The sequence below is a fragment of the Halosegnis longus genome (assembly GCF_009663395.1).
Lineage (GTDB): Archaea > Halobacteriota > Halobacteria > Halobacteriales > Haloarculaceae > Halosegnis > Halosegnis longus.
This window is the reverse complement of record NZ_QKNW01000002.1, coordinates 116,536-137,773: the sequence shown is the minus strand read 5'-3', so window position 1 is coordinate 137,773 and position 21,238 is coordinate 116,536. Positions and strand designations below refer to the sequence as shown.

Annotated in this window: 15 protein-coding genes and 1 pseudogene; 9 read left to right on the top strand and 7 right to left on the bottom strand. The window is 56.1% G+C overall.

Going from position 1 to position 21,238, the window contains the following annotated elements:
- Positions 1-44 precede the first annotated feature (44 nt).
- Together DM818_RS13835 and DM818_RS13830 are read right to left on the bottom strand one after the other, a co-directional pair.
- Positions 45-1,280 (bottom strand): hypothetical protein, encoded by a 1,236-nt coding sequence (locus tag DM818_RS13835; protein ID WP_153952807.1) that lies wholly within the window; start codon positions 1,278-1,280, stop codon positions 45-47.
- Positions 1,277-3,106 (bottom strand): DEAD/DEAH box helicase, encoded by a 1,830-nt coding sequence (locus DM818_RS13830; protein ID WP_394351345.1) that lies wholly within the window; start codon positions 3,104-3,106, stop codon positions 1,277-1,279. Before DM818_RS13830 ends, DM818_RS13835 begins: the two co-directional genes overlap by 4 nt.
- Before the next feature lie 110 nt (positions 3,107-3,216).
- Here DM818_RS13830 and DM818_RS13825 point away from each other — a divergent pair, with 110 nt between their 5' ends.
- From DM818_RS13825 to DM818_RS13800, 6 genes are all read left to right on the top strand, one after another.
- Positions 3,217-5,877 (top strand): DUF1156 domain-containing protein, encoded by a 2,661-nt coding sequence (locus DM818_RS13825; RefSeq protein WP_153952806.1) that lies wholly within the window; start codon positions 3,217-3,219, stop codon positions 5,875-5,877.
- A gap of 171 nt (positions 5,878-6,048) precedes the next feature.
- On the top strand, positions 6,049-9,276 hold the full coding sequence (locus tag DM818_RS13820; protein WP_153952805.1) for a DUF499 domain-containing protein: 3,228 nt from the start codon (positions 6,049-6,051) through the stop codon (positions 9,274-9,276).
- Between the two features lie 117 nt (positions 9,277-9,393).
- Positions 9,394-9,783 carry a hypothetical protein gene (locus DM818_RS13815; RefSeq protein WP_153952804.1) on the top strand — a complete coding sequence of 130 codons (390 nt, stop codon included), beginning with the start codon at positions 9,394-9,396 and terminating at the stop codon, positions 9,781-9,783.
- Between the two features lie 87 nt (positions 9,784-9,870).
- A complete protein-coding gene (locus tag DM818_RS13810; protein ID WP_172977350.1) occupies positions 9,871-11,022 on the top strand; it encodes an HNH endonuclease in 1,152 nt (383 codons plus the stop codon).
- A 395-nt stretch (positions 11,023-11,417) separates the two neighbouring features.
- A complete protein-coding gene (locus DM818_RS13805) occupies positions 11,418-11,621 on the top strand; it encodes a hypothetical protein (protein ID WP_153952802.1) in 204 nt (67 codons plus the stop codon).
- A gap of 85 nt (positions 11,622-11,706) precedes the next feature.
- Complete coding sequence (locus tag DM818_RS13800; RefSeq protein ID WP_153952801.1) at positions 11,707-13,593, top strand: pentapeptide repeat-containing protein; 1,887 nt, start codon at positions 11,707-11,709, stop codon at positions 13,591-13,593.
- 203 nt (positions 13,594-13,796) lie between these two features.
- Here the strand turns inward: DM818_RS13800 and DM818_RS13795 are convergent, their stop codons facing one another.
- On the bottom strand, positions 13,797-14,966 hold the full coding sequence (locus tag DM818_RS13795) for a tyrosine-type recombinase/integrase (RefSeq protein WP_153952800.1): 1,170 nt from the start codon (positions 14,964-14,966) through the stop codon (positions 13,797-13,799).
- Between the two features lie 892 nt (positions 14,967-15,858).
- Between DM818_RS13795 and DM818_RS13790 the strand changes: the two genes are divergently transcribed.
- Together DM818_RS13790 and DM818_RS15255 are read left to right on the top strand one after the other, a co-directional pair.
- Positions 15,859-16,713 carry a ParA family protein gene (locus DM818_RS13790; RefSeq protein WP_153952799.1) on the top strand — a complete coding sequence of 285 codons (855 nt, stop codon included), beginning with the start codon at positions 15,859-15,861 and terminating at the stop codon, positions 16,711-16,713.
- Positions 16,714-17,094: a hypothetical protein gene (locus DM818_RS15255; RefSeq protein ID WP_235907966.1), complete on the top strand. Its 381-nt coding sequence runs from the start codon at positions 16,714-16,716 to the stop codon at positions 17,092-17,094.
- Positions 17,095-17,139: 45 nt separating this feature from the next.
- On the opposite strand, the pseudogene DM818_RS13780 reads toward DM818_RS15255, so the two are convergent.
- The 4 genes and pseudogenes from DM818_RS13780 to DM818_RS13765 form a co-directional block, all read right to left on the bottom strand.
- A pseudogene (locus DM818_RS13780) lies at positions 17,140-17,292 on the bottom strand (IS200/IS605 family transposon protein TnpB); the annotation flags it as partial.
- Positions 17,293-17,347: 55 nt separating this feature from the next.
- The gene (locus DM818_RS13775; protein WP_153952798.1) at positions 17,348-17,644 is read right to left on the bottom strand and encodes a DUF3006 family protein; all 297 of its coding nucleotides are present in this window, start codon (positions 17,642-17,644) and stop codon (positions 17,348-17,350) included.
- A complete protein-coding gene (locus DM818_RS13770) occupies positions 17,644-19,062 on the bottom strand; it encodes a lamin tail domain-containing protein (protein ID WP_153952797.1) in 1,419 nt (472 codons plus the stop codon). The genes DM818_RS13775 and DM818_RS13770 overlap by 1 nt, the downstream gene beginning before the upstream one ends.
- Positions 19,063-19,231: 169 nt before the next feature.
- Entirely contained in the window at positions 19,232-19,870 is a 639-nt protein-coding gene (locus DM818_RS13765) for a hypothetical protein (protein WP_153952796.1), read from the bottom strand.
- A gap of 552 nt (positions 19,871-20,422) precedes the next feature.
- On the opposite strand from DM818_RS13765, the gene DM818_RS13760 reads away from it, so the two are divergent.
- Positions 20,423-20,917: a DUF3592 domain-containing protein gene (locus DM818_RS13760; RefSeq protein WP_153952795.1), complete on the top strand. Its 495-nt coding sequence runs from the start codon at positions 20,423-20,425 to the stop codon at positions 20,915-20,917.
- Positions 20,918-21,238: the final 321 nt, after the last annotated feature.

The window sequence follows — 21,238 nt, the reverse complement described above, 5'->3', positions numbered from 1 at the left end:
TGTGGTGTGCCGTTCCTTATTTGTTGTGCAAATAGAGAATGAATCTATTCATCACGATCACAGCAATGTGCACCCACAAGCTGCCCCGCGAGAATCTGGCCAGGATTCTCCTCATCAACTGTGGCCCCACACTCTGCACATGCGGGCGCATCAAAGAACGCCGCATCGCGTCCATACACTTGCTGGACGTCAACATGTGACTCCCCATCCGTGACAGTCAGCGTCAGATCACCCTTCTCATAGGCCATCTCAAACCCACCAACGAGCGTCGTCTCCACATTGATTGTATGTCGTTGGCGAATCTTCGCCTGCTTTTCAGGATAGCCGTCTCGCCGCGAGTTTGTGATGCTATCCAACTCCTCAGTTAATGCATCGAGCGTCTCCTTGGCCTCGTCCTGTTCAGCAAGCAGCTCCATCCGCTTGTCCCGCGACTCAACGGCTTTGAGCTGGTCCCGAAGCTCGGCAATTGTCTCCTCTTGAGCGGCGACGTCCTCACGAAGCGTTTCGAGTCGCGCATCCTGTGTCTCGCGATACTCCTCAAACTCTGCATGTGCCGCCGCCGTTGCGTCACGCTTAGCGTCATCGACAATGGGTGCAAGCTCGGTTTCGGCAACCGCAATCAGCTCGCTGTGATATGTGTCCGGCTCCGTCAGCGTCTCTGGATCAGCAACCGAATACTCGTACTCACTCGTTGGCTCAGTAAGCTGTCGGCCTGCCTCAACGAGGAGTGGAAGCGGGTCACCGTTGGCAAGATCGATTGCGACCGGAAGCAACAGATCATGCTCAAACTCAGTGACGGTCTCAACCGAGACGGCAAGCAAACACCACGCGCCATCACGCGTGAAATACGGCGTAAACTCACGAGCCGCAATTGAAAGCTCACCAGCAGCTACCCACTCGGGAACCGGCTCTGCAAGTACGGGCTCTTCATACTCAAGTCGGCCAACCGGACAGTCGGTCGCTGCAAGCGTCAACAACTCTTCGGTGAGTGACCCCTCAGGCGTCAGCGTCACCACAGTCGCCTCACCGGCGGGCTCTGGCGTGGACTCGTCGTCAGCCGCCATCCACACGAGCTCAACAGCAGTCGGCAGCTCCGGCGTCGCAAGCTGGTCAAGCAGTGGTGCCGGCAAGGCCGCAATGTCTCCCGTACATCGCCAGCAATCGTCCTCGAAGGCGACAGTTGCATCACTCCGCACAAACAGTGGGCGAAGCGCCGCCTGCAGATTCGCAAGCGACCGGGATGCTGAGACGTCACGTTCCGACTCACCAGTATCGGTCACTCCGCATCACCCAATCGCGTTTGCCGGGCCACGGCGGGCTCATCACGCGACTCCCGCTCAGTATCACTCCCCAGATCAAAGCCGTCGAAGACCCCCTCGTTGAACTCCTCCATCTGATTTGCAAGCTCCTTCTGTTCGTCAAGATCGACCGCCATCGCATCGAAGTCATTCTCTAACTCGACTTCATCACCGGCATTGACGAGTCGCTCGAAGATTTCATCCTCAAAGCTCTGCCCGGAGTCATCCAACCGCGAGAGAATCGTACTCAGCTCACCGACCGTCTGCTGGAACAGATCGATCTTGTGGTACAGTCGATCAAGGACGTACTCCTCGATGGTATCCTCTAGTGCCATATTGAACACGTACACGTCGCGGTCCTGGCCAATGCGGTGAATCCGGCCAATCCGTTGTTCGACCTTCATCGGATTCCACGGCAGATCGTAATTCACCATCAGATTGCAAAACTGGAGATTCCGCCCCTCATTCATCGCATCCGTCGATACCAAGACACCACCCTCCTGGCGGAAGTCCTCGATAATCGCTTCCTTCTCCGCACTTGAGTGGCCACCGTGGAACGCATGCGTCACGTAGCCCGCCGCTGACAGCGATTCGAGCAAGGCCTGCTGTGTGGCCCGAAACTGCGTGAAGACGATCACACGTCCCTTCTCGACTTCCTCACGCGCCGAGGCGATGATATCATTGAGTCGCTGGGCCTTCGTATTCTCCTCAATCGCATCAATCGCATCCAGAATCCGTCGAAGTGCCTGGCGGTTCGTGTGTTCAGTGGGGTCCTGGAGCTGCTTGTAGATCGTCCCGCGAAGCGCCTCCGGACTACTGACAACCTCCTTTTGCAGCAACATTAACACGAGTTTCTGCCCCTGATCTTGGCTGTAGGCCGTTGTCACGTACTCGGTGACTAACTCGTACAGCTCTCGTTCCGCGGCTGACTGCTGGAACGTTCGGGTATCGATAATCCGGTCAGTGAAGTCAATATCCGTCTCGGCCCGCCGATTGCGAATCATGACTTGCTGGAGGCGGGCCTGCAGCTCGTCGGTGTTAATCAGCGAGTCACCGGAGTCGCTGAAATACTGGTGAAACACATCACGCGTGCCGAACAACCCTGGCCGCAACAGCGAGATCACATTGTACAGATCGGTTAGCTCATTCTGAATCGGCGTCGCCGTCAGGAAAAACGCATACCGATAGTAGAGCTGGTCGATCAGACTGTATCGATCCGTTGCTTCGTTTTTGACGTAGTGGGCCTCATCAAGCACGAGGACATCCCATTGGCGACTCAACACCGTGTCGCGGTGCCGGTCGCTCTTTGCGGTATCAATACTCGCAATGATCTGGTCGTGGGCATCAAAACCCGCAAACTCATCGTCGTAGTTGCAGACGTACTCGAGGCCGAACTTCTCCGCCAATTCGCCTTGCCACTGCTTGGCCAGCTGTGCCGGGGTGAGAATCAAGACGGCATCGCAGGTATCGCGATACGCCATCTCCTTCAGAATCATGCCGACTTCAATCGTCTTCCCCAGGCCAACCTCATCCGCAAGTAGCGCCTTGCCATCCATCTCGAACAGGGCGCGATACGCCGCCTCAACTTGGTGTTCAAGCAGCTTGACATTCGACTCATCGAGCTGGCCCAGCGACTGCATCGCCGTATCCGACTGGCCAGCCAATACTCGTCGCGCGCGAAGTGACGCAAGGGGCTCCCCAGATTGCGTCTCGTCGGTCGACTCACCCGCGTCCGTCACGGCATCCGCTACGCCGTGCTCATACGTTACTGAGACAAAGTCGCCTCCCGGGCTCGTCGGCGCGGTCACATCCGCCGGTGGCCGGCTGGTTGTATAAAACTGCGCCCCTGAAAATTAACTCCTCTCCCCAAATTGACTGCAAGGTTTATATACCAACTCCCGAATAGAGGAGGTATATTATGGCCCGCCAAGAGCACACGCCGGCGGCACGGACACCACTGCCAATCGAGCAGGGGTTCCCCATCGAGAAGATCAACGAAATCGCCGAAAAGGAGGGGCGTGCCAAGCGGCATTACCGACCGATCTACACCATGCACAAATGGTGGGCGCGCCGGCTCGGCTGTGTTTTCCGCTCCATCTCGCTGTATTCCTTACTCAACGAAACCAAGGAGATTGACGTGCGTGAGCCGGGGGCAAACAAGCGCACACTCACAGACTTTGATATTGGCTCCGATGATATCGACCATCTGCTTGAGTCAGTCACTGATACAGATCCGGAGTCACTCTGGGAGCTGTATCCCAAGGACGTCCGCGTCAACGATACCAAAGTCCTTGACCCATTCATGGGTGGCGGAACCTCGTTAGTTGAGGCCTCCCGATTTGGCGCCGATGTCGTCGGCAACGATCTGAATCCCGTTGCCTGGTTTGTCGTCAAGAAAGAGCTTGAGGCGGGCCGCACGGATCTCGACACGCTTGATGCGGCGTTTGAGTCAGTGAAAGACGCGGTGGCAGAGGAGCTTACCGCGCATTACCAAACGGCCTGCCCAAATGCCGACGACGATGGCCACACTGCCGATGTCATGCATTATCTGTGGGTCAAGGAGGTTGACTGTGTCTCCTGTGACAACACCGTCTCGCTGTTTTCCGATTATCGCGTGGCCAAGGGCCGCTTCGACCATGGTGACGAATACAACGTGTTTTGCCCCCACTGCGAACAGCTCACCTACGTGGATGACTGGCGGAGCGACTCTACCTGTGACCAGTGTCACCATTCCTTCCGTCCAGATGAGGGAACCGTGCACCGCGGCGAATACTCCTGTCGTGACTGCGGCCAGAAATACGGCGTCACTGACGCCATTGCCGAACAGGATGGGTATTCACAGCGACTCTACGCCGTTGAGTACTACTGTGATCACTGCGATGAGCGTGGCTATGACCGCAGCGACGCCAAGGGCTACAAAGCCGCGACCGACGACGACAAGCAGCGATATGCGGCCGCCGCCGCCGAGTGGGCCGAGGCCGATGACCTTCGCGACTACATTCCCCAAGAGCCGATCCCAGAGGGAGCCATCACGTCTGCATCATCCATTAGCGGCAATGACGTCTTTCAGCATGGGTATGAAGACTGGAAGGACATGTTCAACGACCGGCAGCTCCTCGTGTTGAGCAAGCTCCTGCGAGCCATCAGCAATGTCGAGGATGAAAACGCCCAGGAGTATCTCTTCCTCGCGTTTAGCGATATGCTGCGGTTTAACAATATGATGGTGGGGTATCAGGCATCGCGAAACCACATCAACGATCTGTTCCAGACGAATTCATTTGATCCACAGAGTCGGCCTGCCGAGGCGAATCCCTGGGGGACGGCGTATGGCATGGGGAATTTCCAGAAAAACTGGGCCATGGTCCGCGATGGCGTCGAGTATGCTGCGGCCCCGACCGAACGCTACATCGTTGATGGTGACACCCAGGAGACGGAGCCCTTCGAGACGCCAATCGGTGAGTCATTCGAGCTGCGGCAGGGTGACATGCGGACGCTCCCGTATGAGGATGAATTTGATGCCGTCATTACTGATCCACCCTACTACGACAATATCATCTATTCAGAGGTAGCCGACTACTTCTACGTCTGGCAGAAACTCCTCTTGGAGGACCGCTACGAGGGATTCGATCAGGAGCAAACCCCACGGCTTGAGAGTATCGTCACCAATCCGTTCCTTGACAAAACCTCCGAAGATTTCGAATCAGAGCTGCATGAAGCGTTTAGCGTCATTCGAAACACGCTGAAATCCGATGGGGTGCTTGCGTTCACGTATCACCACTCTGACTCAGACTCCTGGGGTGAATTGCTTGAATCACTCTGTGATGTCGGCTTTGAGGTGACACGCACCTACCCCGTCTCCGCCGATGTGAAGAAATTCATCACCGGGGAAGCAGTCTCCTTCGATATCATTGTCGTGGCCCGCCCGATTGCCGAGAGTGAGCGAACCGGCATCAGCTGGCGTCGCCTCCGCCGCGATATCTATGAGGAAGTGCGAACCAAGCGCCGCGAGCTCATGGCCGAACGGGAGCTGTCACGTGGCGATATCGGCGTGATGGAGATGGGGGCCTGTTTCCAGATGTATTCACGCCACCACGGCAAAGTCACGCGCGATGGTGACATCATGTCCGCCAAGGACGCTGTCGAGGAAATCTATGGCCTCATCCAGGAAGCCAGCGAGATTGGCGAGATTGATGTCTTCATTGACTTACTCCAGGAGCAAAGCCCGGATTACTCCACCGTCAACAAGCTCTGTCGAGGCACCAATGCAAGCCCAGATGATCTCAAACGGATGCAGCTCTTCTCGACGGAGGATGGCTTTGCGCTCGGTACCTGGCAAAATGACCGCCGCTATCGCTATATCGAAGACCGCGTCAACAGCGAAGGGACCCTCACCGCCTTAGATAAGCTGCAATTCCTCCGGCGACGCTTCGAGGAGGGAAAAACGGTGCAAAATTACGTGGATAAATGGGAGATTGACGACGATGTGCATGAGCTGGCCGACCGGTTGGCAGCTGCAACCGGTGACGACACCTACCAGCGTGTACTCGGCGACCGCGACATCTCGAGTTTCGGCGGCTAACCACCCCCGAGCCACTGCTGGCGATGGGCCAGCAACCAGCCGTGGCGGGCCCCTTCGTTCACGCAATGAATCTGGCTGAAAGTGCCAGACTGAGCGGCTGTACTGTCGCCATTACGGGCAACAGCCACCGTCATGCTTAACCCCACACCAACCCCCAGTCATGATAATCCGATGGCATCCGCTCTTTCACACACACTTGCCGATACGGTCACGCTGAGCGAGGAGCTCCGGACCGAAGGCCGCATCGACGGGCAGGTGAAACTGTACAACACGGACCGCGATGATGAATTTGAGGCAGATGCCGAGACGTTCTTCAAGCGAACCGTGTCCACCCATGGGTTAGAGGAGACTCTCTCCATCCTGCGTGACTCGCTCAACGGCGACGACCCACGGAATACCCACGTCCTCTATGGCCCCTACGGCGCCGGCAAATCCCACCAGATGGTCGCGTTCTACCACTGTTTCAATTCGCCAGAGATTGCCGGCCCCTGGACCGACGAGCATGTGCCTGGGATGGACGCGGCACTACCGACCGACGCAACAACAATCAGCGTCTCCATTCAGTACGAAAACGACCAATACGAGTATCTCTGGGAGCCGTTCTTTGAGGCGCTTGAGTACGATCCGGGTTCGTTCGCCTCGGGGGGCTATCCCGGCATCAAAACGATTGAAGAGGCCATCGGCGACCGAACGGTCGCGTTCATCGTTGATGAGCTTGAAGACTGGTGGGATTCGCTCAATGATGACCGCCGGGCCGCCAATCGTGGCTTTCTGCAGGCACTTATGGAAGCGACAGCGATGGATTCGCTTGAGCTGTACACTATCATGTCCGTCCTCCGACAGGGGTCAGCTGTCCATGATATCCTCGACCGCGAGGATGCCGTCCAAGTGAACATGAACAGTAAGGTGAGCAAACGTGATGTCCTCCTCCACCGGCTCATCGATGATGTCGAGACGGAGCTTGCCAGCGAGATTATCGATGGCTATCTCGAAGCCTACGATCGCTCGGATTACGTCACCGAAGACGATCGCCCGACGCGCGATGAATTCGAGGAAATCTATCCAATTCATCCCGAGCTGATCGACACACTCGAATCGCGCTACTACAAGACCGACAGTAATCAGAACACCCGCGGGATGATCTATCTCTTCTCGACGATTCTGCTGGAGCTTCGCGAAGAGACTGATCTGATCACCCACGGCGATATCGATGCCGAGCAGTTTGAAGATGAGCTGACGAAAATCAATCGTGCGCGGCCGGATGCCTGTACCAACGATATCGACCGCATCGACGACACCATTGATCACGGGCGTCGCATTCTCAACACGATTCTGCTGTACTCACTGAATGATAGCCAGGGGGAAGGCGCCAATGTCGCCCAGATCGTCATGGGGGCCTATCAGACAGGGGATCGGATTGCAGAAATCTACATCCAGCTCGAAGAGCTCCACGGCATTGCGTGGCATCTACACAAGCTGAACGGCAAATACGCCATTCGTGATAAGCGCAATCCGAATGCCCTGATCCGGAATGCCGCCGGCGATGTGTCAGAAACGGCTGCCAAGGGCGAAATCGCCACCATGGTCGAGGAGCTGTTTGGCCACGGCGCCTACACCGTTGGCTTCCGGATGGATGATCTGAAGCAGATCCCCGACAGCAAGCAAGTCAAAGTCATCATCAAGGATAGCGAGTGGACCGCCGACGAGGTTCGGGACGTCATCACCGATGAAGGGCGTGGGCGGAGCTGGCGAAATACGTTCCTCTTTGTCCAGCCGAAGGAGGGAAGCGCAATCGAATCGGGAACCCGGTATATCGACAAAGCCCGCTATGTTGAAGGGGCTCGCCAAGTCCTGGCTGGCGACGGTCTTGATGACGGCATCAAAGCCCGCATTCGGGCGATGAAAAACCAGGAAGAAGAAGAGCTCCAGAAAGAGCTGCGCCGCGCCTATGGCGATGTCATCGATGGTGATGATCTCCTGAATGAATTCGATGACGCGACGCGCATGCAGCTTGATGTGTTCGTCATTGAGGGGGACGAATACAGCGCCAGTACGCTCATTGACGAGGCCGCAGCAGATCCCTTCGATCTTGAAAGCCACATCTGGCCGATTGCCGAAGACTTGCTCTCGCGGAAGGGCGAAACCACAATCGAGGCCATCTATGAGGCGTTCCTGACGAATCCGCAGTATCCGATTCCGGGCAGTGTTGGCGATGTGATCGACGCCGCCAAGGAAGCGCTTGCCGATGCGCCGATCCTCATCCACACGCCAGCCGATGGCTTTAGCACCAATCTCGAAGCGCTTCGGCCAAAATCAACGATCATCCACGAAGACGATATTGAGACCTGGGGGATCGAAGAGATTGAATCCGATCTGCGGAGCCGATTTAGCCAAGGGACAACGGAAATCTCGGTCGGTGACTACCATACCGAGCTCGCCTCAAAAACCGATGTTCGCATCGATGGCGACGAACAGGATCGCCTGTTCATGGCGATTGGTCGCCTCATCCAGGACGATGCCTACATCCTGCGGCATGGGGCAGAGCTCCTCACCGAACCCGAGCTGGACGCCGCAATTCGCGATGTGTCGATGGCGCGGATTATCGGCGCATCAGACATTGCCGACCGGCTCACCGACACCATTGAGACAGACGGCCGTGTCACAGTCGAGGCGATACTGCGTGAGATTCGGCAGGCCGATGATGTGTATCTGCCCAAGGCCGACACTGAAACAGCAATCCGAGAAGCCGTGGTGAGCGTCCTTGCTGATGACTACCTCATCGAGGCTAATCACCGGTATCAAGATTCCCTCGCCGACCGTGATCCACTCGAGGTAACGCTCGTTCCCGTCGTCCCCGACTCGTTTGCTGACGAAATCAACGAGTACCTCACCGAGCTGGACGGTGGCGAGACGTTCGATGTCGCGACGATTCAAAATCGATTTGGGAGCGCCGTTACCGAGGCAGGCGTTCGGACGCATCTGCTGCGAACGCTTGGGACCGAAACAGCGCCCCGGTTCACCATCTCGTCGACTGGCTCCACCGATCCCTCGCAGTGGATGCCCGGCTACCCATTCCAAATCTACGAGGAAGGCAGCCAAACGTGGACCTTCGGCTACACTGGCGACTCCGTCACGGATTTGCGAAGCAAATGGCGGTCGGTCAGGACTGCGGAGAGTCCAGACGGCCCCAGCGTCCTTGAACACGGCTTTGTCAAGTTCGTCCTCGAAGGCAATGCCGGGGTTCCCACGACGATGCAGGGCGCCGCAGAGACCGATCGCGCCCAAGTCAATCTCACACTCGAGGCTGGCCAGGATGATGCCGCCATTGAAGAGTTGCTTGAGCGACTCAGCGACGACGCGTTCGATATCGATATCGACCTCTCGTTCACCGAGGAGTGACACGGAGCGAGCGGAAGCCCACCCCCTGAAGCGGTGGGAGGGTGTCAACCCCCGCTCTCGCTGCCGGATTTCCCCGATAGGTTCTTATTCGTTTCTAATATACTATCTTGCAATAGAATGCCAACAGATGGCCAGCTCCGGGGCGTCTACAACATTGTTGAGCACGGAACATACGACACGTTCCCGACACAGCTGCCGATTGAGGCATTCGAAGAGCTCCTCGCCGAGGGAGATGTACCAAATCAAGTGACAGTTGTCAATCTTGGCGAGGCATTCACCGATCAGGAGTTCATCAACTCACTCGCGAAGACGATGGCCGATCACGGCAATGCGCTGGCAACCGCCGAGACACAGCCAATTATCCAGTTTGTCGTCCAGGGAGAGATCCACCGCGGCGAACCATTTGATCTGTTCATTGACGGTGAGATTCACTCACTGCGGCCACTCTTTGGCCGGCAGATGCAGGCGCTGACCGATGATCATTCCTGGCTGAAGGCTCCCTTCTAGTCACGCAGCGACGATCGTTTGCAATAGCGGATATTGACGACGTTGATGCCGTGCACGTTTAACGGGCGTGCGCCACGTGAAACACTCATGGCTGATTCGCCGAGTGAGGATGCACCTTTCCATCCCGGAGAAATAGCTGATGGTGAAGTGCGACGCGTCAACCGTGATGACGATGGCGACGCAACCGTGATTGTGGCGGTGGATGGCGAGACGTATACGGTGCGAGAATCGCAGGAGGACGGTGCTAATATCGCCGTTGAGGACGGGACGCGCGTGATGCATCACATCACTGAGGTTGACGTTGAAGACAGAGTGACCGTTCGCCGCGTAGACGCGTCGAGCGTCACGCTGCACGGGTATCAGACTGATATTGTGGTGGACGACGCGCACGCGGCCATCGAAGACGAGGAGCACGTGCAAGTATTCGAGTTTACAGATAACGGGCATGCGTACGGCATCGGTACCGAAGGGAAGCTGAAAGGCGAGATTGTCTTCTTGGGACCGTTAACGTGCCCACGTAATACGCACATCGCAGCAACACCCATGGATGCCTCGGTACGCGCTGATACCGTAGCTGTGTGCACTGACCCGGCCTTCTGGAGTGACGCATATTTATACGAACTGGCGCGTGTTGCTGATCTCCCTCGGGGTCGGCTTGAGAGTATGCGTCTCGATCTCGAAGTGGAAACCCACAACGATACTGCGACTCCACCAGAGAACAACTCGGTAAGCACACAGGGTGACGATGCGGCGGATGCAGGGTCCGCTCAGATACCGTCTGAATCCAATGGAACGCCATCCCAGCCTACGAATCCCGACCTGACGGAAGACAACAAGTCATTCACGAGCACGCGTCGCCGACAGCGCGACCAAGCATTTGCGCAGGAAGTGAAAGATGCGTACGATGAACGGTGCGCGGTGTGCGGTACTCGGCGCGTCGCGCCGAATGGGGGTCTTGAGGTTGAAGCTGCACATATTTATCCAAAAAGCGAGGATGGCGTAGATGATGTGAGAAACGGGGTGGCGCTGTGTAAACTGCATCACTGGGCGTTCGACAACGGATGGCTCTCTGTCACAGATGACTACGAGGTCATCGTGCGCCAGGCAGAGGGGTGCGACGGGTACGATGAGTTTAACAATCTCAACGGAGAATCGCTGCATCTCCCGAACGATGAGAACCTGCGCCCGCACCCGAAATTTCTCAACAAACATCGGTCCCTCCACGGGTTCGAAGAATAGCGACTACCCTGGTATGTCGAGATGTGGTTGTCGGAGCCCTACTGAATAGAGAGGGATATCTCTACAGAGGGAACAAGTCGAGTACCTCGGGCTTGACCCCGAGGCAGTTCACTACTGGGATTCACTTGATGCCCTGGAACAATTCGGCACTCACGCAGATAATAAAACGGCAAAACAGCGCTGGACAGACTGGTACAACGCCTATGAAGTCATTGTCACAGACGTAGTCGAATCATATGGCAGCGGCTTTGGCGATGATGCAGATCCTCCGGCCTGAACGTGGCTCACCTACTTTACCCTCAGCTCCCCACGCAAGCGCACCACGGGCAACTGTCACACTGAAGCATCCACCGCCAACATAGCTTGAAGACCCCAGCCCCAAATCGTACATATCCATGAGCGAGGATCTCTCGGCGCTTGATCCACAGAATCTCGCCGAGTCCTACCATGCACAGCTTGCCACTGCAATCAGCGACTTCTGCACCACGAATCCAGAGTTGCTCAGTGTGCTCAATACCATCTTTGAGGAGGCCTACCGGACGGCCTTTGCGAGGGACCCAGTAGGTACGTTTTCAGGACCACTCCAACATAACGAATAGCGGTTGCGCGGGAGCACATTCCACGATAGTACCAGCCGCTTAAACTGGCACCTAATTTGAAGATGATACCCGTCTTGCCACCGGTATGTCACAGGCGACGGCGAGCTGCACGTACGTCCTTGATCCAGAGCATCCCCAATCGTGGGGTGGAGAACCGGGGGATGCGTGCCATGTCGACGAGGAGCTCCTCAACGAGGCTGGGGTGTGGACCTGCCCACATGCGGCCGAGGCGCAGGAAGACCACTGCATCTTCCACCTGCCAGTCGAGGAGAAAGACGATGCTGATGTGGTTGCCGCCTTTCTAGACGCAGTTGACACCGCGACTGACAAGACTGACTCCGACGCCCACCGCCGAGCGGTAGAATTTCTGGGTGCGGAGTTCGGTACGTTTGACATCGGCGCAGCGTCGGTAACGGTCCCCCATGCCACTTTCACGGGGGCAAACTTCCGCGGTGACGCCGATTTTGAATCGGTCACGTTTGCGGGGCCAGCAGCGTTTTCGATGGTGGAATTCGGCGGGAAGGCAACCTTTCGGGAGGCCGCGTTCAACGATGAAGCGGTATTCACAGCATCGCAATTCCACGCTGCGGCAACGTTCGAGGACGCACACTTCCATACTGGTGGCTTCGAGTCGGCGACCTTCGCTGACAGTGTGAACTTCTCGGGGGCACATTTCGAGACAGCGACAGACTTCTCAGATGCTGTGTTTGCGGCGTCCGTGAATTTCCATGCCAGCCGGTTTGCTGAGCGCGTCGATTTCGGGCATGTGTCATTCACCGAGGTCGAGTTTGACGCATCGACGTTTGAAGCACACGTGAGCTTGTTGAACGCGACGATACAGACTGAAGCGAGCTTCAGAAACTGCTCGTTTGAAGATGAGCTGTTTGCCCTCCGTGCATCACTCCACAGTGGTGAGTTCTTCCAGACAACCTTCGGTGATCGCGTGACCTTCCATGAAGCAGACTTCGATGGCGGCACCTTCCGATTTGCCGAATTCTCCCGGGAGGCAAACTTCGTCGGCGCAACATTCGATCGAACCAGCTTTCGCGATGTCAGTTTCAACGGACAAGCCCGATTCCGTAATGCACGCCTCGAGTCAGTGGACTTCGGCAATGCTGAATTCAACAACGGTGTTGATTTCCGGGAGTTGGATCTGTCGAGCGTGATCTTTTCGGAGGCGAATCTGACAGAGGCCGACCTGATGGATGCTGATCTCCGTGGGGTTGACATGGAGCGTAGTATTCTGAGCCGGGCAACGTTATCTGGTGCAGATCTGCGCGGCGCGAAGCTTGCAGATACCTCACTCGGTGATGTTCGGATTGACGAAGAGACACGGTTTCTCGGCGATCCATCGGACAACAGCGACGTGTCTCCGCATACGCTTGCTGCGATTCGCTCACGCCACACCTGCGTCTATGATCCCGGCTACGACGGCGGAGCTGGAGAGACAGATGTCGATACGGCAAAAAGCGTCTATCGCGCCTTGGAGGAACTCGGCGGACAACACGCTCGTCCCCGGCTCCAAGCGCGTGCATTTGTCCGGCGACAGGATCTCCAGACACAGGGCTACTGGGACGATGCAACGGCAGCTGAGAGCATAGAAGAGCGACTCATCGCCGGCGCTCGGTGGAGTCGAGCGAAGATAGCCCGAGTAACACTCCTCTATGGGGAGAGTCCGTGGCGCGTCATCGCCTGGAGCCTTGGAATCATCCTTTCATTTGCGCTTCTCTACCCGCTTGGCGGGTGGATGCAACCAGCAGAGGGGGCTCCGATCACCTATACACAAATTGTTGCAAACCCTGTTGAGCTACTGAATGCAGTGTACTACTCAACGCTGACGTACACAGCCCTCGGCTTCGGTGACTTCCAGCCTGTCGGGCTCGGACGACTCCTGACTACCGTCGAGACAGGCCTTGGCGCGGTCATGCTTGCTCTGCTCGTGTTCATTCTCGGGCGACGGGCAGCACGATGACGCTTTCCGGAGAGACAACCGCTGTCGCCCTGTTTTAGACAGCCTTCTCAGACTGTGACTCCTGTCTCCATTGTCTGCGGATGGCGATCCCATGTTCGCAACAGCAGTGTGTACCGCCGCTGGATTTGCGCCGTATCAATCTGGCGTGTCATTCAACCCAGAATCGGGATTTTACCCCAAAGTCGAATCAGTATACTGAGCGGCTACGCGTCGTCCCCGAACCCCAGGGTCTCGTCAAGCTCCTCTGTTCGTTCTGCAGCGTCGATATGCTGGTAGTGATCTTTCGTTGTTGAGAGCGACTGGTGGCGCAGTAGATCTTGTGCCTGTTCCCGATCTTCGCGATACACGGCCTCTCCGATGCCACGCCGTGCACCGTGGGGCTGTAGGTACGTCCCGTTGGGCACGTCAATTTCGGCTGCGTCGGTGAGCCGTTGCATCAGCCGCCGTGCCCCATCGGTCGTGAGCGCTGGCGGGGTGATCTCGTGCTCGCGCAACACCTCACGGATTCCCCCATACGTCTCTAGTGCTTCGGTTTTGGCTGCCTCCGAGAGCACCGCATCAGCCGCTCGGTGGAGTGACGGCGCATGTGCCGTTTCGAACACTGGCCAATCGTCCGTCGGCGGCCGTTGGACGCGTTTGAGCTGGCGGAGTGCCTCTCGAGCCGGTTTGACCAGTGATGCCTCCTGCCAGCGTTTGCTCTCCTCTTTCGATTTCCCCAGGACGCGTGCCGTACCCGCGTCCAAGTCGACGCGCCCCCAGCGAAGCCCTTGTCGGCCGTCTCGGTCATCCTGTGGATGGCGAAACACCTCTGCTCCTCGCACCCCGGTATACGCGAGGACAGCGACAATCGCGCGGTCCCGAGCCTCGATGTGGGCATCGAACGCGCGGTCACTGATCGCCGTTCGGGCCCGCTCGTCGACATGAGCGACCAGTTGCTCCCGCTGGGCCGGCGTCCAAAACTGCTGGTCAGCCTGGGTTTGTTCGGCTGTTGGGAGTTCCTCTTGTGCGCTTGCACTCAATGCTGGATTCCGCGTGAGTACCCCATCCCGAACCCCATAGGAGAGACATGCCGAGACGTAGCTGAAGTAGGCGTTCGCCGTTGAGGCAGCGATGCCGTCGCCGTCGACACGCCGCTGCAGGTGTTTCGCGTACTCGCGAAGGATGCGGTCGTTATCGTCGATGCGTTCGAGTGTTGCCCCCCGACGCCCACACCAGTCGACAAACCGCTCCAACACTGACTCGGCAGAGGTTGCGTACGCCTGCGAGTCACGTCGCTTGGAACGGAGGAAATCCGCAACGAGTCGGTCAAGCGCCGGCGTGTCGGTGCTGGCGTCGTCTGCAGCCGGGTATGGGCGGTCTGAGTCCTGGGGCATGCGTCGTGATGACCGTACAGCGTGGAGGTGCAAATAGCCACTCATTTGTATTGCATTACAACTGAGTGGAATAGATCAGGTAGTGAGACCCAGAATACTGGCCTCTCAGACACCTCAAGCCACGATATTCGGTTGTTTTACCCATCGATAAAGTGTATACTGCTATATTGAATCTGCGACACCACCAGTGGCGAGTGGCCGAGCAACCACAACAATCGACGTGCGTGATTCATTCCAGCTGTTGGCAGGTAGGCGCGACGACGTTGTGCAACCGGCGTTGGTTCCAAGAGATTGTGTCCAAGCTCAGCAATATTAGCTTGGTCTGCCCGGAGCTCTTCTAGAATACCATTCGATACCCCGGCGCTCGTGTTCAGCTTCGGTAGGAGATCATGTGGCAACGATCAATAGCGCATAATAGTGCATAGTACGGTGCAGCTGATGACCAGTAAGCAGCGATTGCGATAGATCTGTCTGGGACAGGCCACCTAGTTGGTCATCGTGTCATCAGCCTCTACGGTTATTATGTGGTTCTGATGGCGATACCTCTGAGTCGCGAGGTCCAGGCCCTCCGACCGAGCGTTTGCGAATTTGCCCGTGTACAACGACGACACCGTTGGCGCTGAGAGATATCGGGTAGGAGGCTCTCAGAAAGCGCATAGCTGTCCACAGGCAAATTGGCCTCGAATATTGTCAGAACTTCTGAGACCGTCGAAATCGGCCGTATGAGAGGTTGTAGTGCCGACACACTACAACTACACATAGCAACTATATTTTGTAGCCACATACACCAGCTATAGCCTACAACTATAACAGCCAACTATAGCTCATAACTATACCCACTAACTACACAATATGGCTAACATTTAATAGATGTCTCACCGACGCCAGAACCATGCTCGCGTACACGCCAGTCTCCGAAGCTGGCGGTGTTGGAAAGACAACGACAGCTGGGACACTCGCGGTCGCACACGCACGCGCCGGACTCGATGTCCTCTGCATCGATCTTGATACCCAGAATGGCTCACTCACCTATCTGTTCGGGCCAGACGGATACGACCGCGGTGACTCATCGGCCGACAATCTCGTCAAGCACATGGTCGACAGTCCCGAGGGGCCGTTTGACGGGTTAGTCGAGACCGTCGAAGCAGGCGTTGACCTCATCCCATCACACAACATGCTTGAGGACCTTCCTGAACTGCTGATTCAGGAACAAGAGAAGGCCTCGAAGCTCGGACGGTCGTACTCGGTATACCACCAACTCCACCGTGTTCTTGACGAGGCCAACGTTCGCGACCGGTATGATGTCCTCATCGTGGACACGGCAGGCAAGGCCGGCCCGGTACTGTACAATGCGCTCGTAGCAACAGGAAACGTCGTCATCCCGTTCGAGGCAACAGCGAAGGGACAGGAGTCCATTGAGGGACTAGACGATCTTGTGACCGGGTTAGAAGAGAACACCGGCGTTGATGTCGGAGTCTTAGCGGTCGTCCCGATCGGCTTCAAGGGAACCAATGACCAACAGGAGATCCTTGATGAGCTTCGTGAGGGGCCATTCGATGTGCCGATTGTCATCGGCGAGCGGGCGTCGCTGATGGAAGGGAGTTGGCGACAACAATGCTCGCCGTTCGCGTACGTCGACGAGCATCGTTCGCGAGAGCGTGATCACGAGATGGACACGCTCGAAGCGTTCGAAGACCTTGCACGTCATCTTGAACGTGAAGCAGGCATCGTGGAGGGGGTGGCGTAGATGGGGCTCAAATCCGGCTCATCGGGCGACCCGTACGACAGCGATGATGAAGAGGTCGAAGAATCCGTCGAGGAGACAGATGTGGAGCCCACCGAAACAGCAGAAACATCGGTCGACGACAGCGGAACCACGGAGCCATCGACACCCCGCTTGCCGTACATCCACCGGCGAAGCAAGGTCAACGAAGGACGTGATCAAGTCCCGTTCTTCCTTCGGGACTTCGTTCGCGAGGGCGAAGACGACCTTCGCGACACAGTTGAGGGGCGGCTCGGTGAGTCAGTTCCGAAGTCGGACGTTCGTGAGGCAGCTATGCTGGTCGCGCAGGAGAATGAGGACCTCGTCGCGGCGAAGCTTCGGGAGTGGGGCTACGACTACGAGTGACATCCACCCCGCGCTAAAGCGCAAGAATTCCTCCGGTGGGTTCGACTACCGATCCACGGAGGCTACTTGCGGGTTCGTGCGCACTTCTTTGGGAGATTCATGACAGTGTGGTTTTCCCGACCAATCGTGGTCATCCCACTCGAATCGCACGGGCCGTGCCATCGGCCTGACTTCCGTATCGCTGTTTGCTCGAAGGAACCGGAGTTCGTTTGGAAGGCTCCTCAGCGAGAGCTTGGCTGTCGTTGCTTAGGCTTCAATTGTCCTCATCTGAAGAGGGGCGTTTTGCTAGTCGATCAAACCGATTCTGGGCATCCTCGGCTCGGTCAGCCGTCTTCTCTGGCCTGTAAACCGCGGTTTCGAGCTGGTGATCGTGGATTGATACCGACAGAATGGCATCAGCGTGGCGGCCGTCTGAAGGCAACTGCGAAGCATCGATAACAGCGTCTCCTACTTCTTCTCCATCTTGCTCAAAGAATACTCTCGCGAGTCCATCTTCAATCGAATCAACAACTGCCGTGTAGCTCCCATCCGGTAGTTCAATTTCTTCCATCAGTACTCCTCCTCCAGCACCAGGTCACCCGAGGCGGTAGTGACAATCACCGTATCACCATCATTGTTCCAGATTGGTGAGCCAGATCCCCAGTAGAGTTCATCCTCGCTATTTTCTCCGCTCCCAGTTCGAAGCGTTACTGTCTCGCCCGCATCAAGTGTGAAGCCATCCGGGATGGTGTAGCTCTGGCCTACGTCGTCTTCAATCGTCCATCCTGAGAGATCAAGAGCATCGTCACCGCTGTTTTCGAAGATGACATACTCGTCATTGAGGTTCTCACGCTCATCGCCGTCAGCGTCAGCATTAATCTCGTTAATAATGAGTCCCTCTCCTGACGTGCCGTCACTCGATTCATCCGTGCCAGAATCTCTGCTGTTAGAGGTAGATTCAACGATAGTCGTTCCGTTGCTATCCAACGTAGCTCGTTCAGTTACCGCACCACCCGTCCCCGGGTCGATTGGAGCAGCATCACGGAGGGTGAGTGGATCCGTATCCACATCGCCTTGCGTCTGTACCGACACCGAACGTCCGTCGCTCACGAGCACGATATTGCCGTGGACACCAGTCCAGTACGCCGGAATCGACCTATCTGCAAACCGTTGTAGCACTTCCTCATCTGGGTGACCGTACTGAGAATCATACGCACTAGAGATAATCACCGCCTGCGGCTGCGTCGTATCGAGAAACGCTCCGGTAGAGGAACTTGAAGAGCCATGATGGCCTGCCTTCAGTACTGTCGATTGGAGTTGCCCGCCGTAGGTATCTACAAGATAGCTTTCTTGATCCATCTCCGCATCACCAGAGAGGAGAAAGCTTGTCTCACTGTGAGTAAACTTGAGAACGATACTGTTCTCGTTTCGGTCCTCGCTATCGAGATACGGATCTGGTGGGCCAAGTACGTCGACCCCGACGTCACCAAATGAGACTGAATCCCCTTCTCGGGTCTCGAGTAAGGGTACGTCGTGTTGCTCGATTGCATCGAGGTACTCATCGTAGGTCTGTGTACTCGCAGCGATACCGGGATCGTAGACGGTACCGACGCCCTCGGCCTCTGTTTCAAAATACTCGATGACAGCAGCGTGTCCCCCAATGTGATCGGCGTCATTGTGGGAGGTGACGAGGTGATCAATTCGACTAATATCGTGATCTTGGAGGTATTCTAAGACGTGTTCCCCGTCGTCGTTATAATGGCCTGTATCGACCAGCATTGTCTCACCTCCTGGACTAATAATGAGTGTACTCACCGATTGGCCAACATTGATGTAGTGCATCTCCAGAGTGCCATCAACTGGAGTTGAAGACCCGTTATTAGGTTCTGCATCGTCGACAGGGCCATCTGGCACCACGCCGGCACAGCCTGAAAGTAAAACAACTCCGACTATGAAGAGAACTCGCCAGCGACCCTTCGTCACGTTCATACTGTACACCAGTTCAGTCGTATTGTAAAACTATCCTAGCCGGTTCCGTTCACTCCCTTACAGGCAGATACAACCCCTGTGCTGCATACAAAGTGTCAATGCAGCTCGTGCTCTGAGCGATGTTAGCTCAGACGTTCATCTCAAGTGATAGAATTGGAGGGGAGGGCAATCACTCGGTGCTGTAGACATTCGACCAGTAGACGATGAGTGGAACGCCGATGATTGTCGGCCAAAGCCAGGCCCAAATGCCGAGTATGGGTGTCAGGTTGACAGCCGAGACAGCACTGACGGTTGAGATGAACGCGGCGATCATCCGCTGGAGGTGGCTCACCATCCACTCGTCTGTTCCATCCCGACGGAATGTCCACGCATCAAGCGTGGCGAATACCACTCCGATTGTACCGAATACAATCATCACGATGCCGAACGACTGCCCGCCGAGATACCATATGCCTCCCCACACTCCTAAGCCGAGGCAGGCTACAAAGACAGCTCCCGTTGCGACCCAATCGATCGTATCTGCGTCATCACCAGGTCGCTTTCGGGAGAGCACTCGATATCCCGAGAACGCGAAATAGCCACTGAAGATCGCAACGAGTGTGAGGATGATTCGGAAAGTTGTGGGGTTGAAGACGAGAAGACCAAACACTGTCGCAACGACTACCCCCATTGATATCACAAAGAGTTTTCCAGCCTGACGATGTCGCCATCCCCCTTTGTTCGTCACGAGCGCCCCAACGCCAGCCAACACAGCGACTGTTCCGGCACCGATGTGTAGCCAGAGTGTCCAGCCTTCCAGTGTTGGCATACATATATATCTGAAGACTTCGCAAATAAACGTCCTGCACATCCGAGAAACGCTACTGCCGGGGCGCTCTTCCTGGACGCCTGTGACCGAGATACGCCCTGTATCTCGTACGCGACGCTGAACATCAACCAGTTCTGATAGAAGTGCCAGCAGGCAATACGCACCATTCAACGACCACCCGTTTTATCTGGTTATATATCTGATAAATTGGATTTCAACAGAACCAAGACTATGACAATCTCTGACACGACGCACCTATAGGCGGTGTTCTTCGGTGGTTCCGTCGGTCCAATTGAACCGAAAGCCACGTTGGGTAGGCTGTGTACAGTGACGATATACAATTTTTAGTTGCCAGGTGTGCGAACATAGGGGCGATGCATACAGCCCTCCAACAAGAAGATTGGACATTCGGACGACGCATACAGCGACTCTCGCTGCTTCGCCTGCTATACCGCCTTCGGTGGTGTGAGCAGGTTAGCCCGCAGTTAACTGCGCCCCGCAGCAACGCCCGACTCTCTCTCCATTGTAAGGAACCTCGTGGTGATTGACAGTATGGGTGACGACTCAGGTGTGAATATCAATGGTCCCGATAGTCTCAAAGGTGCGTTGTTGTACATCCTCATCGGAATTGCGATCATCAGCTACGGAGGATATGATTACGTTCAACAGACTGAGGCAGTTCGAGAATCAGTCGAGGTTGATGCGACTATCATTGAACTCGACATCGAGGCGGACAGCGGAACGTCATCAAACCCAGGCGCGAATTTCGATCCGGTAGTTGAGTTTGAGTACACTTATGATGGATCCGAATATACTGGAACAAAAATATATCCCGCAGATATTGAACAGAACTACGAAACGCAGTCAGGAGCCGAATCAGCTATTGAAGAGTATCAAGAAGGGTCGCAGACAACCGCATATGTTTCTCCCGACCAGCCGGGAGATGCATTTCTGGAAAATCAAACGTCAAACGCACCGATTATAGCAATTGTACTCGGTGGATTATTCACCCTCTTCGCAACAGTTTCTGCCGTAAGGAAAGTGTGAATTATCGTCTCCTACTCGCTCACGGCTGACGCCATTCGCCCCGTGAGCATAGGGCTTCCTGTTTCCATGACGCGCTTTGGGAACAGTCCCAGGGTCAAGCGCTGAGGCACTCGCCTTGTCCATTTGTAGGTACGGGTGTATCCACAGGGAGTGCAACCTCCACAGGTACTGACTCGGGGTATCTCACTCCGGCGCCTCTGAGACCGCGAGAAAGAATGTGCTACAATGGTCACCAGCCATGGAGCTCTCTATGGTCCATCTTCTGATATTAGTTGCCGGGCTTTTTTCCAGAGATAACTGGCGAGAAACACAAGCATCATC

Coding starts and splice junctions, on each gene's coding strand:
- DM818_RS13825 (WP_153952806.1), top strand. CDS start 3,217: ATGGCCCGCCAAGAGCACACGCCGGCGGCACGGACACCACTGCCAATC.
- DM818_RS13820 (WP_153952805.1), top strand. CDS start 6,049: ATGGCATCCGCTCTTTCACACACACTTGCCGATACGGTCACGCTGAGC.
- DM818_RS13815 (WP_153952804.1), top strand. CDS start 9,394: ATGCCAACAGATGGCCAGCTCCGGGGCGTCTACAACATTGTTGAGCAC.
- DM818_RS13810 (WP_172977350.1), top strand. CDS start 9,871: ATGGCTGATTCGCCGAGTGAGGATGCACCTTTCCATCCCGGAGAAATA.
- DM818_RS13805 (WP_153952802.1), top strand. CDS start 11,418: ATGAGCGAGGATCTCTCGGCGCTTGATCCACAGAATCTCGCCGAGTCC.
- DM818_RS13800 (WP_153952801.1), top strand. CDS start 11,707: ATGTCACAGGCGACGGCGAGCTGCACGTACGTCCTTGATCCAGAGCAT.
- DM818_RS13795 (WP_153952800.1), bottom strand. CDS start 14,966: ATGCCCCAGGACTCAGACCGCCCATACCCGGCTGCAGACGACGCCAGC.
- DM818_RS13790 (WP_153952799.1), top strand. CDS start 15,859: ATGCTCGCGTACACGCCAGTCTCCGAAGCTGGCGGTGTTGGAAAGACA.
- DM818_RS15255 (WP_235907966.1), top strand. CDS start 16,714: ATGGGGCTCAAATCCGGCTCATCGGGCGACCCGTACGACAGCGATGAT.
- DM818_RS13775 (WP_153952798.1), bottom strand. CDS start 17,644: ATGGAAGAAATTGAACTACCGGATGGGAGCTACACGGCAGTTGTTGAT.
- DM818_RS13770 (WP_153952797.1), bottom strand. CDS start 19,062: ATGAACGTGACGAAGGGTCGCTGGCGAGTTCTCTTCATAGTCGGAGTT.
- DM818_RS13765 (WP_153952796.1), bottom strand. CDS start 19,870: ATGCCAACACTGGAAGGCTGGACACTCTGGCTACACATCGGTGCCGGA.
- DM818_RS13760 (WP_153952795.1), top strand. CDS start 20,423: ATGGGTGACGACTCAGGTGTGAATATCAATGGTCCCGATAGTCTCAAA.